Origin of the sequence: Streptomyces sp. BF23-19, from assembly GCF_041106355.1 — a bacterium.
Classification (GTDB): domain Bacteria; phylum Actinomycetota; class Actinomycetes; order Streptomycetales; family Streptomycetaceae; genus Streptomyces; species Streptomyces virginiae_A.
Genome location: NZ_JBGBPT010000011.1, coordinates 1 through 15,018, shown reverse-complemented (window position 1 = coordinate 15,018; position 15,018 = coordinate 1). Strand labels below are relative to the sequence as shown.

Here is a 15,018-nt window from a genome sequence, read left to right as displayed (position 1 = left end):
TCAGAAGCCGTGGCGGGAGCCGCCGTCGACCGGGAGCATGACGCCCGTCAGGTACGACGCCGCCGGGGAGAGCAGGAAGGCCGCCGTACGGCCGAACTCCTCCGGGGCGCCGTAGCGGCGCAGCGGGATACGGGACTCGTTCCCGGCCCGCGCGGCGGCGGCGTCACCGGACAGCGCGTCGAGCTCGCGCACCCGGTCGGTGTCGATGCGGGCCGGCAGCAGGCCGACCACCCGGATCCCGCGCGGGCCGAGCTCCAGCGAGAGGGACTTCGCGAAGCCCGCGAGGCCCGGGCGCAGGCCGTTGGAGATGGTCAGGCCGGGGATCGGCTCGTGGACCGAGCCCGACAGGACGAAGCCGATGACCCCACCCTCGCCCAGCTCGGCGGCCGCCGCCCGGGCCAGGCGGACCGCGCCCAGGAAGATCGACTCGAAGGCCGCCGCCCACTGCGCGTCGGTGTTGTCCGCGGCGAAGCCCGGTGCCGGGCCGCCCACGCTGATGAGGATGCCGTCGAGGCGGCCGAAGCGCTCCCGCGCGGTGGCGACCAGCCGCGCGGCCGCCTCCGGGTCGGAGTTGTCGGCCGCCACACCGGCCGCGTTCGGGCCGAGCTCGGCGGCGGCGTCGGCCGCCCGCTTCTCGTCCCGGCCCGTGAGGAGGACCTTCGCTCCGTCGGCGGTCAGTTCCCGGGCGGAGGCGAGGCCGAGGCCGCGCGTGGCCCCGGTGACGATGTAGACACGGTCTTTCAGTCCAAGATCCATGCCGACACGCTACGCCGTCGCCGGCTCCTGCCGGGAGGCCTCGGCCCGAGCGGCCTCCTCCTCGCGCTCGCGCTTCTCCCGCCGTACGAGGACCACCCAACCCACCGGAACCGCGGCGGCGAACAGCCACCACTGGACGGCGTACGCCATGTGGGGGCCGATCGAGTCGTGGTCGGGGTCGGCGATGGGCTCCGGGGCGCCGTCCGCCGGGGCCGGAGCGGTGAGCTCCAGATATCCGCCGAGAACCGTCCGGCCCAGGTACTCCGCCTGCTGCGCACTGTTGATCAGCATCACCTGACGGTCCGGCAGGCCCTTGCGGTCCTTGATGCCGCTGCCGCCGCTGGTCTCGTCGGCCTTCAGCCGGCCGGTGACCGTGACCTCGCCCGTGGGCGCGGTCGGCACCGGCGGGTAGGCGCGCGGGTCGTCGCCGCCCGGCACCCAACCCCGGTTGACCAGGGCCACCCGGCCGTCGGAGAGGACCAGCGGGGTCAGGACGTGGAAGCCGACCTTGTCGTCGTTGTCGGTGCGCATCCGTACGACGACCTCGTGCGCGGTGTCGTACGTGCCGGTCGCGGTGACCGCGCGCCAGAAGTCCGCGCGGGGGACCCGATGCCCGGGAGAGGTGACCTCGGTCATGGGGACCGGCTTCGCCCGCAGGTTGGCCTCGATCAGCTGGTTCTGCGCGACCCGGTGCTCATGGCGGTGGTACTGCCAGAACCCCAGCTCGATCATCGCGGGGATGAGGGCGAGGGCCATCAGGGTGAGGAACACCCACTGCCGGGTCAGCACAAAGCGGTACACGCCCACGACGGTACCCGCAACGCGAAGGACCCCGGCGGCCGGGTGGCCGTCCGGGGTCATGGCGTACGGATCGGGGTGTCGGTACGGGGGTGCCCGTACGGGTCTTCGGGACGGCGGTCGGGACGGCGGTCGGACGGGGGCCGGGCCGCGGGGAATCAGACGCGGTCGACGATGCCCACCTTCCCCTCCGCACGGGCGCAGTGCGCCCCGCAGAACCACTGCCCCGCGACCTCGACGCCCTGGCCGATGATCGAGACCCGGCAGTGCTCGCAGACGGGCGCCATGCGGTGGATGGCGCAGGAGAAGCAGTCGAAGACGTGCACCGCACCTTGTGCATGAACTTCGAAGGACATGCCGTAATCGTTTCCGCAGACCTCACAACGTGCCATGGGCCGAATGCTGCGCACGGGGAACGGGCGGAACAAGATCCGGCGGGGTGAGTCGCCGCGCCTGCACCCGGCCGGCGCAACGGCCCCGCGGTTCAGGACTCGGCCGGAGCCACGTCCCGCAGCAGCTGGGTGAAGGCCGCCTCGTCGACGACCGGCGTCCCGAAGCTCTTCGCCTTGACCGTCTTGGAGGTCGCCGAATCGGGATCGTTGGTCACCAGGAGACTGGTGAGCCGCGACACACCCGTCGCGATGTGCAGGCCCGCCTCGACCGCACGGTCCTCCAACAGCTCCCGCTCCACCGAGGTGTCACCGGAGAAGGCGATCCGCATGCCCTGCTTCAGCGGCTTGCCGTCCTCGAAGCGCCCCGGATTCGGGTGCGGGCACGGCGGCCGCTTGCGCGAGGGCCGCCAGCTGCCGCCCCGGTAGGAGGCCTGGTACCCGACCCGCGGGGTGACGGCGGAGTCCGACCACTCCGTCAGCGGCCGGCATTCCAGCAGGGGCAGCCGTACGCCGCCCTCCGCGGCCGCGTGCAGCGAGGGCCGGAACGCCTCCGCCAGCACCCGGGCGTCGTCGAGCGCGTGGTGGGCGCGCTGCTGGACCACGCCGAAGTGCGCGGCGAGCGACTCCAGCTTGTGGTTGGGCAGCGGCAGGTTCAGTTCCTTCGACAGGGCGATGGTGCACAGCCGCTGACGGACCGGTGCGGTCGCGGCGGCCCGCGCGTACTCCCGGGCGATCATCTGCCAGTCGAAGATCGCGTTGTGCGCGACCAGGACCCGGTCGGCCAGCCGGTCGGCGAACTCGCCCGCGATGTCCTCGAAGAGCGGGGCGTCGGCGAGCATCGCGCTCGTCAGCCCGTGGATCCACACCGGGCCCGGGTCCCGCCGCGGGTTGACCAGCGTGTACCAGTGGTCCTCCACATTGCCCTGGGCGTCGAGCCGGTAGACGGCGGCCGAGACTATCCGGTCGTCGCGAGCGAGCCCGGTGGTCTCCACGTCGACAACCGCGTACCCCTGTGGGTACGCGGTCGGCCACGTCGTCTCTGCGGTCGTACGGTCGTCGAGCATGGTCACAGAGGATATCGGCCCCGACTGACACCCGTGGCCGCGTCGGCGCTTCCCGGCCGTCAGCCCAGGGCGGCGACCAGGTCGCCCGCCGCGAGCTGTTCGAGGCCGCAGCCGTCAACCGGCCCCGGCAGCAGCCGGTATACGGAGCCGCTCGCGCCGGCGGGCGCGACCTCGCCGTCCACCAGTGCGAGGAACACCGACCGTCCCGAAGCGGCGGTGCCCGCGAGGGCCTCGACGTCCGCGGAGGCCAGCACGCCGTCCGGATCGCGCAGGCCGACCAGCCGGGCGGCGAAGGCCGCGGTGTCCTCGCCGGAGCCCCTTCGGTAGGTCCACAGTTCGTCGGGGTCGCTCGGCCGGGGCGTACGACGCAGCACGACCACCTCGGAGCAGCGCGCGGCCGCGTGCCAGCCGGCCAGCTCCCACAGGGTGGTGCGGCCGGTCGAGAAGTACTGGAACAGGTCGCGGCCGATCCGGGCCAGGTCCTCCTGGTGCGCCCGCACGCTGTGATAGCCCTCGTCGTCGGGCAGGTGGACGTCGGTCCACAGGAACCCGCGCCGCTCCAGGTCGACGAGGAGAGGCACGTGGATCCGGGAGTTGCCGACCAGGTCGTAGCGCTGGCGCACGGTCCGCGGGTCGTAGCGGGCGCAGCGGCCGGAGCGGGTGGGCAGGGCCATGAACCCGGCGAAGGCATCGGGCAGCAGCTCGAAGGGGATGTTGTTGAAGCTGAAGACGACCGGCATGGCGAAGCGCACACCGGAGTCGGCCAGGGCGTCCAGGTCGATGTCCACGTACTCGCTCGCCCCGTGGGGCGCCGGCGCCGAGACCAGGTCGCCGGAGTGGACGACGGCCCGCTTGCCGTGGACGAGGTGCGTGTAGTCGCACAGGCCCGCGTAGTTCCAGTCGGCGTCGAACAGCACCACCGACAGGTCCAGGTCCACACACTTGCGCGCCGGCTCCATCCAGTGCAGGAACATGCGCAGCACCTCGCCGTCCGGCAGCGCCTGGAAACTGCCCTTGGGGACGGTGACCAGCGCCTTGGCCGCCGCCCGCTCGGCGGAGGGGACGTGGAGGTGGGCGAGGCGTGAGTCGAGGACCGCCACGTCGTACGGGTCGGCCGTGGCCAGCCGGCGCAACACCTCGGCCTCGAACAGCTCGCACACCGCAGCGGTCACCGCCTCGGCCAGCGGGGCCCGGTCGTCATCCACGGTGAAGGAGTGCGCGACCTGTCCGCGAGGGAAGAACACCCGCCGGGTCCCGGGCAGATGGCGGATCCGCAGCCGTCCGAGCGCGGACAGCACGGGCCCCGGCCCGGCCTTCGGCAGCCGCCGCGCCAGTACCTCGGCGACCTGCGGAGCCAGGGTGTCGGCCGCGTACAGCCGCAGCAGGTGGTCCAGGCGCCGGACGAGTTCACCGGGGCGTTCGGCCAGTACGGCCAGGGCCCGGTCCGGATCCCCGCCGCGCAGGGCCTCCTCGGCGCGGCCCAGCCAGGTGGCCGCCCGGATGCGCGAGCCGTCGATCCGTACCGCGTGCGGGTGCGCGGCCGCGGTGGCGAGCAGCGCGGCGCCGAGGGCGGTGCCGGTGGTGTCGGTGCCCCGCAGCACGGCGAAGGCGAGGGCGGCGCGCGGGTGGCGGGCGTACTGCTCGAAGGGGTGCAGGATCTCGGCGGCCCGCTTCCACAGGTCCTCGTGGCGCAGTACGTCCTCGACGAGCAGCGCGGGATCGAGCCCGTCCAGGACGGCCAGCAGGTCGCGCCGCAGCGGGCGCGGCAGGGAGCGCAGGCGCGGGGGTTCCAGGAGGCCGGCCTCTCCGCCGGACCACACGGCGAGCAGCCGCAGCACGTCGGTGGCGGTGGTGAGCCGCTCGGGCAGCAGGGCCCGTACGGTCTCCCGCGTGCGGCGCTCGCGCAGCAGGGTGCCCAGCACCAGGGCCTTGGTCTCCCGCACCGGGACGACGTCCGGGAGCCAGTCCAGGCCGGCCGGCACGTGGGCGAGGAGCAACCGGGCCTCCTCGGTGTCCTGCGGCGAGAGCGGGGTGCGGCGGGCGAGGAGCTTGCCGAGGGCGGTGACGGAGTCGGCCGCGCGGTCGGTGCCGAAGGCCAGCAGCCGCAGCGGACCGCCCCCGGAGGGAACCTCCCCCGGGTCCGGGGACGGCAGGATGAACGGATCGTCGCCGTCGACGCGGCGGTGGCAGATCGGGCAGCCGGTGTAGTCCTCGCCGTCCCAGCAGGTCCGGCAGACCAGGTGGGCGCACGGCGCGACGGGGTGGACGCTGCCGACGGTCGCGCACAGCACGCACGGCTGGTCCGGCCACTGCAGGAGCAGGGTCAGGACGCGGTCGATCCACAGCGCGTGGGTGTCGTCGGGCACCGAGGCCGGGAACGAGCGGAACAGCGGCATGTGGGTGCGGTCCGCGCCCAGCAGGATGTCGATGTCCCCGACCAGCTGTGTGCCGGCGGCGGCGAGTCCGGTGGGTCCCAGCCAGGCGAGCGCCGAACGCAGCGGGCCCGTCAGGGCGTAGCCCCGGTCGAGCAGTTCGGCTTCCAGGGCCGTCAGGCCCTCGGTCGTCGACGGGTCGCCCGGGCGTGGCCCGGCCTGGTCGACGTAGACGGTGTGCAGACGGCGCAACAGGACGGTCGACAGCTCGGGCAAAGGGGGGAGTCCTCCGGAACCGGAAAGGGAGAGTGGGCGGGGGCGGAGAGGGGACGCGCTGCGATTTTCGGAGGAAGGTGAGAAGGAAGCACGTCGCGGAGCCGCCCCCGCGCCGCAGATACAACCACGGGCCCCGGAGCGCGCCAAGTGATTTATCGCGGCGGGGCCGTGCCGTCCGTGCCGGTCGCATCGGAGGTGTCGGCCGCGCCCGGCGCGAGCAGGGCGTGCACCAGGGCCCGTACGGACAGCAGGAACAGCCGGTCCGGGTCCGCCGGGCGGGCCAGGGCGCGGGCGAGCGCCGGGTCGTGGGGGGCCGCGGCCGGGTCCCAGAGCTCGCTCTCGGCCGGGGACTGGGCGGGGGAGCGCTCACGATTGCGCTCGACGAGGAGGTACCCGACGACCTGGAACTGGACGGCGCGCACCGCCTCCGCCGCCCGGGCACCCCGCAGCCCGGCGGCGTGCACCTCGTGGACGAGTGCCTGCTGGGCGGGCAGGAACATCCGCTCGGTGAGCCCGCGTTCGTGGACCATCGCGATCAGGTGCGGGCGCCGGCGCAGTTCGCGGCGCAGGATCCGGGCCACCGCCAGGATCCGGTCGGCCGGGGTGCGGCCGGTGGGCCGGATCGCCCCCATCTCCTCCACGGTCCGCTCGACCAAGGCGTCGAGCAGCGACTCGCGGTTGCCCACGTGCCAGTAGATGGACGTCACGGCGGTGCCCAACTCGGCGGCGAGCCCCCGCATGGTGAGCGCGGCCGGACCGTGCTGCATGACCAGGGACGCGGCGGCGTCCAGCACCTCGTCACGGGTGAGCGTGGTTCTGGCCACGGCCTTCCACCACCAATCTGTCGGGTCGTCAATTCTGGTCGGTGCAGGGGTCTTTACCCTTCATCGGTAGCGGTGTAACTGTGTTACAGAACCGATTCCCCCCGAGCCGAGGGATGGTGCGAGACATGGCACGCGTACGGTACGGAGCGCGGACCGAGGCCGAGATCGCGGCGGCGCGCGAGAAGAGTTCGAAACTCCCCGACATCTGGTCCACCGGCGTCGTGGCCGTCTGGGAGAGCGACCCCGACGTGGTCGCGGCGGTCCTGCCGCCGCCGCTCAAACCGGCCGACCGGCCCCTGGTGCGGGCCAACATCAGCAAGGTCGACCTGCCCGGCTACCCGCTCGGCGCCGGCTCGGTGGCCGTCGCCGCCCAGCACGGCGGGATCGAAGGCTGGTACCCCCTCGTCATGCCGATGACCTTGGAGCGCGCCCTGACCGGCGGCCGCGAGGTCTTCGGCGAGCCGAAGAAGCTGGGCGAGGTCACCGTGGAGCGCGACGGCCTCGTCGTACGGGCCGCTCTCACCCGGCACGGGATCGCCTTCGTCGAGGTGCGCGGGGCGGTGGACCGCGCACTGCCGCTGCCCGAGCCCGCACAGAAGACCGACTTCTACTTCAAGTTCCTGCCCGCCGTCGACGGCTCGGGCTTCGACGTGGACCCGGTGCTCGTGCACTGCACGCGCAACGAGAAGGTCCGCAAGCTGGAGCACATCACCGGCGACGTCGTCCTGCGCGAGTCGATGTACGACCCGGTCGCCGACCTGCCCGTCCGCCGGATCGTGGAGATCACCATCGGCGAGAAGACCACCGACCAGAAGGGCCGGGTCGTCGAACGGGTCAGCGCCCAGGCCCTGCTCCCGTACATCCACCAGCGCTACGACGACCCCCAGCAGATCCTCGACGCGCCCCCGGAGGGATCGTCAGGGGGGAGGGGCTGACGTGCGACTCGAACCAGGACAGGTGGCCGTGGTCACCGGAGCCGCCGGTGGCATCGGCCTCGCCATGGCCCGCCGCTTCGCCGCCGAGGGACTGAAAGTGGTCCTCGCCGACGTCGAGGAGGGCGCCCTGCGCAAGGCCGCCGACGAACTCGCCGCGGACGGCGCCCAGGTCCTCGCCAGGGTGGTCGACGTCAGCGACCGCGACTCCGTGATCGCGCTGGCCGACACCGCCTACGAGACCTTCGGCGCCGTGCACGTGCTCTGCAACAACGCGGGCGTCGGCTCCGGCGCCGAGGGCCGCATGTGGGAGCACGAGCCCAACGACTGGAAATGGGCCTTCTCCGTCAACGTGTGGGGCGTCTTCCACGGCATCCAGGCCTTCGTCCCCCGCATGGTCGCCGGCGGCGGCCCCGGCCACGTCGTCAACACCTCCTCCGGCGACGGCGGCATCGCCCCGCTGCCCACCGCCTCCGTGTACGCCGTCACCAAGGCGGCCGTGGTCACCATGACCGAGTCGCTCTACGCCCACCTCAAGGCGGAGGGCGCCACCGTCGGGGCCTCCGTCCTCTTCCCCGGACCGCACATGCTGCGCACCGGGCTGTGGGAGTCGCACCGCAACCGGCCCGAGCGGTATGCGAAGGAACGGCCGCGCAAGGCCCCGTACCGCAGCCTCGACCAGTACGAGGCGGCGATGAAGCAGGCCGGCCACGAGGTGCGCTTCACCCCGGTCGAGGAGGTCGCCGAGCACGTCGTCGACGGCATCCGCGCCGACCGCTTCTGGATGCTCCCGGCCAGCGAACACAGCGACCGGCAGATCCGCGCCCGGTCGCAGTCGATGCTCGACCGGTCCAACCGCGCCTACCTGGAAAGCTTCATCCTCGACTGAGGGGCGTCTGTGGTGAGTACGAACGAAGAGCGGACCGGAAACGCCACCGGAAACGGAACCGGGAACGGAACCGGGAACGGAACCGGGAACCGGACCGAAGACCCGTACCTGATCATCTCCTCCGACTGCCACGCGGGCCTGCCCACCGAGCAGTACCGGCCCTACTTGGACTCCCGCTTCCATCCCCGGTTCGACGAGTTCCTCGGCGAACGCGACGCCCGCCGGGCGGAGGCCACCCGGCTCGGCGTCCGCAACGAAGCCTTCGCCGAGAAGTGGTTCCACGACCACGAGGAAGGCCTCAAGGGCGGCTGGGACACCGGGCAGCGACTGAAGGAACTCGACGGCGACGGCGTGGCCGCCGAGGTCGTCTTCCCCGACGCGGACGCCGTCGACAGCCAGACCGCCGCCCCCTTCGGCGTCGGCCTCGGCCTCTCCGGCGACCAGGACCCCGAGCTCGGCATGGCGGGCGCGCAGGCGCACAACCGCTGGCTCGCCGAGTTCGTCGGGCAGCACCCGGAACGCCACTGCGGAGTCGCCCTGCTCCCCATCACCGGCGAGCCCTCGAAGGTCGTGGCGGAGATCCACCGGGCCAAGGAGTCCGGGCTGGGCGCACTGATGATCCCCGCGATGTGGGTGGACAAGGCGCCCTACCACGACCGCCGCTACGACCCCGTCTGGGCGGCGGCCGCCGAGACGCGGATGCCGATCGTCACCCACTCCGGGTCCTCGCCGCGCCACGAGTACGGCGACCACCTGGGCATCTTCGTCTCCGAGGTCACCTGGTGGCCGGCCCGGCCCCTGTGGTTCCTGCTCTGGTCCGGCGTCTTCGAGCGCCACCCCGGCCTGAAATTCGGCGTCGCCGAGGCGGGCTGCTGGTGGCTGCCGAACCAGCTGTGGTTCATGGACCGGCTCTACCTCGGCGCGCACGGCGGCAAGAAGCTCTCGCCGTTCGAGGAGCTGAAGCGGCCGCCCAGCGAGTACCTGGACCGCCAGGTCTTCATCTGCGCGACGAACACCAAGCGCCGCGAGCTCGCCCAGCGGTACGAGATCGGCGTGGACAACATCCTGTGGGGCTCGGACTTCCCGCACCCCGAGGGCACCTGGCCCAACACTCGGGCCTGGCTGAAGAACACCTTCCACGACATCCCGGTCGCGGAGACCCGCCGGATGCTCGGGCTCGCGGCGGCCGAGGTCTTCGGCTTCGACACCGCGAAGCTGGCCCCCATCGCCCGCCGGATCGGCCCCACCCCGGCGGAACTGGGCCAGTCCCCGGACCAGGCGGCGGTGGAGGCCTCCTGGGCCCGCTCCCGCGAGGTGGGCCGCCACTGGCTCACCGACAACGACTTCCCCGTGCTGGGGGCGTCGTCATGACGGAGGACCGCTACACGGTGATCTCGGCGGACTGCCACGCGGGCGCCGACCTGCTGGACTACAAGCCGTACCTGGAGAAGCGCCACCACGAGGACTTCGACGCCTGGGCCGCCACCTACGTGAACCCGTACGAGGACCTCCTCGCGGACACCGCCGACCGCAACTGGAACTCGGCGCGGCGGCTCGCCGAACTCGAAGCGGACGGCATCGTCGCGGAAGTCCTCTTCCCGAACACGATCCCGCCGTTCTTCCCCAAGGCCTCCCTGATGGCCCAGCCCCCGACGGCCGCCGAGTACGAGATGCGCTGGGCGGGGCTGCAGGCCCACAACCGCTGGCTGGCGGACTTCTGCGCGGACGCCCCGGGGCGGCGGGCCGGGGTCGCCCAGATCCTGCTGAACGACGTGGACGCGGCGGTGGGCGAGATCCGTCGAGCCCGGGCGGCCGGCCTGACGGGCGGCATCCTGCTGCCGGGCGTCCCGCCCGGCTCTACGGTCCCGGAGCTCTACTCCGCCGCCTACGACCCCATCTGGGCGGTGTGCGACGAGCTGGACGTCCCGGTCAACCACCACGGCGGCTCGGCCTCACCGCCGCTGGGCGACGAACCGGCGGCCCGGGCCGTCTTCATGGTGGAGACGACCTGGTTCTCGCACCGCGCCCTGTGGCACCTCGTCTTCGGCGGGGCCTTCCACCGGCACCCGGGCCTCAAGCTTGTCCTGACGGAGCAGGGGTCCGGGTGGATCCCCGGCGTGCTGGAGATGCTGGACTACTACCACGGCCGCCTGGTCGCGGCATCGGCCACGGCCGAGTCCAAGTTCGGGGCGGGCCTCGCGGAGTCGATGGGCCGGGGCCCGAGCGAGGTCTGGCGGGACAACTGCTTCGTGGGAGCGAGCTTCATGCGCCCCCACGAGGTCCCGCTACGGGAGCGGATCGGCCTCGACAAGATCATGTGGGGCAGCGACTACCCCCACGACGAGGGCACCACCCCTTTCTCCCGCGAAGGCCTCCGCATCGCCTACGCGGGCCTCCCGCGCGAGGAGGTCGCCGCGATGGTCGGCGGCAACGCGGCCCGAGTGTACGGCTTCGACCTCGCCCTGCTGGACGCGGTCGCCGCCAAGCACGGCCCGCTGGTCTCGGACATCGCGGAGCCGCTGACGACAGTGCCCCCGGAGGCCACCAGCCCGGCCTTCGCCCGAGGGGGGTCGGTGCGGGTCTGGTGATGACCGCTTCTCGCCCGGGGCGGCTCAGCTCATGTAGCGGAGCCGCTCCGGCGGGAACAGCTCGGTGCCGAGAAGGTTGTTGGGGCCGTACACCTCGACGACGAGGTCGTCCTTTGCCGCCAGCGGGGACAGGTCTACCGGTCCGGCGGAGTAGCTCACGGCCAGCCGGGTCAGGTGCGGCAGCGCAAGTAGGGCTTCCAGCCCTGCCGTGAATGTGCACTTGAGCAGGGCGAGCTGGTTCAGTTTCTGGTGCCGTACCAGCTGGGGAGGGTCGACAGCTGTGCTCTCCAGGTGCAGCTTGTCCAACGCCGGGACGAACGGCTGTGTCGCGAGCTGACCAGCCAGCCGGTCACCGCAGAGAATCAGCTCCTTGAGGTCCGGCCACCGCTCCATCCCGTGCAGGTCCACCTGGGATGTCCCCTCCCACAGTGCGAGCGAGTGTAGGGAATCCGGCGCCGGCAGTCGCGCGAGGTCGGGAACGTCAACGGCGAAGCCGATGGACAGATAGCGGAGTGAGTCCAGCGAGGCGAGAGGGTACAGGGGCAGTCCGGCGCGCAGACGGGACAGGGACACGGATTGGAGCGGCAGCCCGATCAGCGCATCGAGGTTGTCGACCAGGGGGCAGTTGTACAGGTACATGCGGGTGAGTTGGGTCAGCTCAGACAGCGGGGACAGGTCGGTGAGCAGGTCGTCGTCCTGCAGGGCAATCCCTGCGAGATCGCGCCTGCTCGCGACGGTCTCGGGAATTCCGAACCCGCCACGCAGGATCAGGTATCGGACCCCTGGCAGTCGATCCAACTGGGCCAGTTCCTCGGCGGATTCCACGGTCAGGTAGGTCTGGGACAGATCTGCCTCGGTCAGGACCGTGTCCACGTATGCGCCCCGGTCGAAATGCTGCCACCCGTTGGACAGCTGGATCCTGACCATGGGCCGGTCGTCGGATCGGAACCGGGCCACGACGCCCAGTGCCTGTGGCCCGCCCACCCGTGATGCCGTGTGGACGACTGCCGCTGCCTCCGCCTCCGACAGGTCGTGCGGACGGGGCAGCAGGTCCAGCACCAGTTCGCCGGCCCGCGCCAACTCCTCGGCCTGGGAGATCCGCTGCGGCGGCAGCAGTTCGGCCGTGCGGCCCTCGATCTCCCGCCGCACCTCCGGGTCCAGCTCCGGGGCGTGTTCCAGGCAGGCCGCCGCCAGGAGGACCAGCCGGCTGCGGGCACCCTTGACCTTGTCGGCCCGGCGGAGCAGGCCACGCAGCAGGCGGGCGCGTTCGTCCGGGCGGGCGTGGCCCACCGCCATGCGGACCACGTCGTCCCAGGAGTCGTCGTGGGCGTTCTTGACGAGGACGCCGAAGTCCCGGGACTCCACCGCCGCCTTGGCCCCCAGGTAGTCCTGGAAGGTGCGGTGGACGAAGACCACCGCACCCGGGGTCGGCTCCAGGAGCAGGCCGCTGCGGATCAGCAGGTGCGCGAAGACCTGCTCGGCCCCGCCCTGCGCCCGTACCTGCGGCATCGCGTCCAGCCACTCGCCCACCATCTCGACGGCCTCGTCCCGGCCCGCCTCCAACTGTCCGTTGCGGATCAGCCAGTACGCGAAGCGCTGGAGCAGCGCTATCTGCTCCTCCCGGGTGAGGTAGACCCCCTCGATCCCGCAGATCTCCCGCTCCGTGTCCCGCCGGACCAGCAGCATGTCCAGCGCCGCGTCGTACAGCTCCTTGCGGGCCCGGGGGAGTTGCATCCGCCGGTCCTGGTTCAGGGCGCAGAGCAGTGCGCACATCAGCGGATTGGTCGCCAGCCGGGCCAGATCCCGCCGGGAGGAGACCGCCTCCAGCAGCGAAGCCTCGTACGCGTCCACCTCCTGCCCCTCCGCGCGCGCCGCCGCATGCCAGTGCGTGACGAAGGCCCGGATGTCCCGCTGGTCCATCGGCAGCATCGCGTGCGTGGCGAAGCCCAGCCCCGCGAGCCAGTCCTCCGGGACCGCCGACGGGCGGGTGGTCACCACGTACCGCGCCTTCGGAAAGGCGGAGATCAGCGAGCGCAGCCAGGTCTCCGTGCGGATGCGCAGCCGCTGCGGGACCTCGTCCACACCGTCCACCAGGACCAGCGCCCGGCCGCTCAGCATGAGGTCCTCGACCCAGCCCGGCGGGGCGGACAGCGGTACGCCGCCCGCGCGTAGGAAGTCCTCCGGCAGGGGCAGGTCGCCCGACGCGGTGAAGGAGCGCAGCCGCAGCACGAACGGCACGCACGTGCTCCACGGTCCGTCGCTCCGCCGGGCCGCGTCGAGGGCGAGCCACTGGACCAGGGTGGACTTTCCCGAGCCCGCCGGGCCGCGCAGCAGCACCCGGTCGGCGGAGGCGAGGGCCTGCTCGGCCCGGACCTGGGTCCGGTGGAGCTCCGGCTCGCCGGGCAGCAGCGGCTGCTCGCCGCTGACCGCCAGGCTGATGTACGCCACGTCCAGCGGCCACTCCTGGCGGGAACGGCTGAGGGTCAGCCCGAACAGCTGGAGGCGGCCGTGGGTGCGGGCGACGTACTGCGCGTACCGCTCCTCGAAGGCGTACGCCGACCCGTCCCCGGCATGGCCCAGCCGGTCCACCGCTCGCGCCAACTCGCCCGTCCGCCGGACCAGTTCCACGTCCGCCCGGGCCCCGAAGCCCGGCAGGGTCGTCACGTACTCCACCGCGTGCGCGCAGCACAGCCGGACCAGACGGCCGTACAGGGCCTCCGCGGCCGGGGCGAGGCCCGCCGGGGGCGGGGGCAGGGCCGCCGCCAGGGCCGTCGGGTCGAGGTCCGCCGCGAAGAGGGCCTCCGCGTCCAGGGCGCCGAGCGCCGCGAAGCCGTCGCCGACCGCGTCCAGTGCGGCCAGACGCTCGTGCTCCGGCAGCGCCGCGCACTCCGGGCCGAGCCGCGCCGCCAGGGTTTCGGTCAGGCGCCGCATCTCGCTGTCGCCGAGTTCCGCCGGGGGCCTGCGCCGGCGCGGGGCCGGCCGCGCCGGATCGGCTACCAGGCCCGCTCCCGGGGTCCGCGCGAGGAGGGACTTCACCAGCGTCCCCGCCGCCGCCCCCGCCACCCGTAAGAGAACCGTCTCGATGCCCGTCATACCCCGCCTCCCCTTGGCCCGGACATCATCTCGCGAACCGCTGGTAACCCCGATGGATACCGATCGGTAACAACCCCTAGCGGCACCCCCGAGAGCGCCTCTATGGTGCGGGACATGCCGAACCTGCCCGATGTCGTGCTGTGGTCCATACCTGCCTTTGTGCTGCTCACCGTCATCGAGGTGGTGAGCTACCGGCTCCATCCCGACGAGGACGCCGCCGGCTACGACACCAAGGACGCCGTCACGAGCGTCACCATGGGGCTGGGCAGTATCGGCTTCGATCTGCTCTGGAAGATCCCGGTCGTCGCCGTCTTCACCGCGGTCTACGAACTGACCCCGCTGCGCGTGCCGTTCCTGTGGTGGACCGCCCTGCTGATGCTGCTCGCGCAGGACTTCCTCTACTACTGGCAGCACCGCCTCCACCACGTGATCCGCATCCTGTGGGCCTGCCACGTGGTCCACCACAGCAGCAAGCGGTTCAACCTCACCACCGCCCTGCGCCAGCCCTGGACCAGCGCCACCACCTGGTGGTTCTACCTGCCCATGGTGGCCCTCGGCGTACATCCGGCGGCGATCCCGTTCTGCTACGGACTCAACCTCCTCTACCAGTTCTGGGTCCACACCGAGCGCATCGGAAAGCTGCCGCGGCCCTACGAGTACGTCTTCAACACCCCCTCCCACCACCGCGTCCACCACGCCTCGCAGGGCGGCTACCTGGACCGCAACTTCGGCGGCATCCTGATCGTCTGGGACCGGATGTTCGGTTCCTGGGTGGGGGAGACGGACAAGCCCGTCTACGGGCTGACCAAGAACATCGGCACCCACAACCCGCTGCGCGTGGCCACCCACGAGTACGCCGCCATCGCCCGCGACGTGCGTGCCGCCGGGAGCTGGGGCCAGCGGGCCGGACACGTCTTCCGCGGCCCCGGCTGGCAGCCCGCCGCCACGGCCGCCGCAGCCGCCGGGCTCCGCCCGGACCCGCGCCTCGAACGCCGGCGAGGCTGGATCGTGGCTGCTGCCGTCCACCTGGTGGG

General features: G+C 72.4%; 12 protein-coding genes. 5 read left to right on the top strand and 7 right to left on the bottom strand.

The window, feature by feature from the left end; genetic code table 11:
* The 6 genes from AB8A24_RS08910 to AB8A24_RS08885 all read right to left on the bottom strand — a co-directional run bounded on the left by AB8A24_RS08910 (window position 1) and on the right by AB8A24_RS08885 (window position 6,482).
* Window positions 1-756, bottom strand: a complete 756-nt coding sequence (locus AB8A24_RS08910) for an SDR family oxidoreductase (RefSeq protein ID WP_369475294.1) — start codon at window positions 754-756, stop codon at window positions 1-3.
* A gap of 9 nt (window positions 757-765) precedes the next feature.
* Window positions 766-1,557 (bottom strand): SURF1 family protein, encoded by a 792-nt coding sequence (locus tag AB8A24_RS08905; RefSeq protein ID WP_328963842.1) that lies wholly within the window; start codon window positions 1,555-1,557, stop codon window positions 766-768.
* Between the two features lie 155 nt (window positions 1,558-1,712).
* Entirely contained in the window at window positions 1,713-1,946 is a 234-nt protein-coding gene (locus AB8A24_RS08900) for a hypothetical protein (protein WP_030009585.1), read from the bottom strand.
* Window positions 1,947-2,038: 92 nt separating this feature from the next.
* Window positions 2,039-3,016, bottom strand: coding sequence for a DEDDh family exonuclease (locus AB8A24_RS08895; protein ID WP_328963843.1), 978 nt, complete (start codon window positions 3,014-3,016; stop codon window positions 2,039-2,041).
* Between the two features lie 53 nt (window positions 3,017-3,069).
* Entirely contained in the window at window positions 3,070-5,658 is a 2,589-nt protein-coding gene (locus tag AB8A24_RS08890; RefSeq protein WP_369475293.1) for an MXAN_6230/SCO0854 family RING domain-containing protein, read from the bottom strand.
* A gap of 152 nt (window positions 5,659-5,810) precedes the next feature.
* Window positions 5,811-6,482 carry a TetR/AcrR family transcriptional regulator gene (locus AB8A24_RS08885; protein ID WP_369475292.1) on the bottom strand — a complete coding sequence of 224 codons (672 nt, stop codon included), beginning with the start codon at window positions 6,480-6,482 and terminating at the stop codon, window positions 5,811-5,813.
* A 125-nt stretch (window positions 6,483-6,607) separates the two neighbouring features.
* Here AB8A24_RS08885 and AB8A24_RS08880 point away from each other — a divergent pair, with 125 nt between their 5' ends.
* The 4 genes from AB8A24_RS08880 (at window position 6,608) to AB8A24_RS08865 (ending at window position 10,891) form a co-directional block, all read left to right on the top strand.
* Window positions 6,608-7,417: an acetoacetate decarboxylase family protein gene (locus AB8A24_RS08880; protein WP_369475291.1), complete on the top strand. Its 810-nt coding sequence runs from the start codon at window positions 6,608-6,610 to the stop codon at window positions 7,415-7,417.
* A gap of 1 nt (window position 7,418) precedes the next feature.
* Entirely contained in the window at window positions 7,419-8,303 is an 885-nt protein-coding gene (locus tag AB8A24_RS08875; protein WP_369475290.1) for an SDR family NAD(P)-dependent oxidoreductase, read from the top strand.
* A 108-nt stretch (window positions 8,304-8,411) separates the two neighbouring features.
* Entirely contained in the window at window positions 8,412-9,674 is a 1,263-nt protein-coding gene (locus tag AB8A24_RS08870; protein ID WP_328966036.1) for an amidohydrolase family protein, read from the top strand.
* Window positions 9,671-10,891: an amidohydrolase family protein gene (locus AB8A24_RS08865; RefSeq protein ID WP_328963848.1), complete on the top strand. Its 1,221-nt coding sequence runs from the start codon at window positions 9,671-9,673 to the stop codon at window positions 10,889-10,891. The genes AB8A24_RS08870 and AB8A24_RS08865 overlap by 4 nt, the downstream gene beginning before the upstream one ends.
* Window positions 10,892-10,915: 24 nt before the next feature.
* On the opposite strand, the gene AB8A24_RS08860 is transcribed toward AB8A24_RS08865, so the two are convergent.
* The gene (locus AB8A24_RS08860) at window positions 10,916-13,984 is read right to left on the bottom strand and encodes an NACHT domain-containing protein (protein WP_328963849.1); all 3,069 of its coding nucleotides are present in this window, start codon (window positions 13,982-13,984) and stop codon (window positions 10,916-10,918) included.
* Between the two features lie 114 nt (window positions 13,985-14,098).
* Between AB8A24_RS08860 and AB8A24_RS08855 the strand changes: the two genes are divergently transcribed.
* A partial coding sequence (locus AB8A24_RS08855; protein ID WP_369475289.1) for a sterol desaturase family protein occupies window positions 14,099-15,018 on the top strand: 920 nt, incomplete at its 3' end.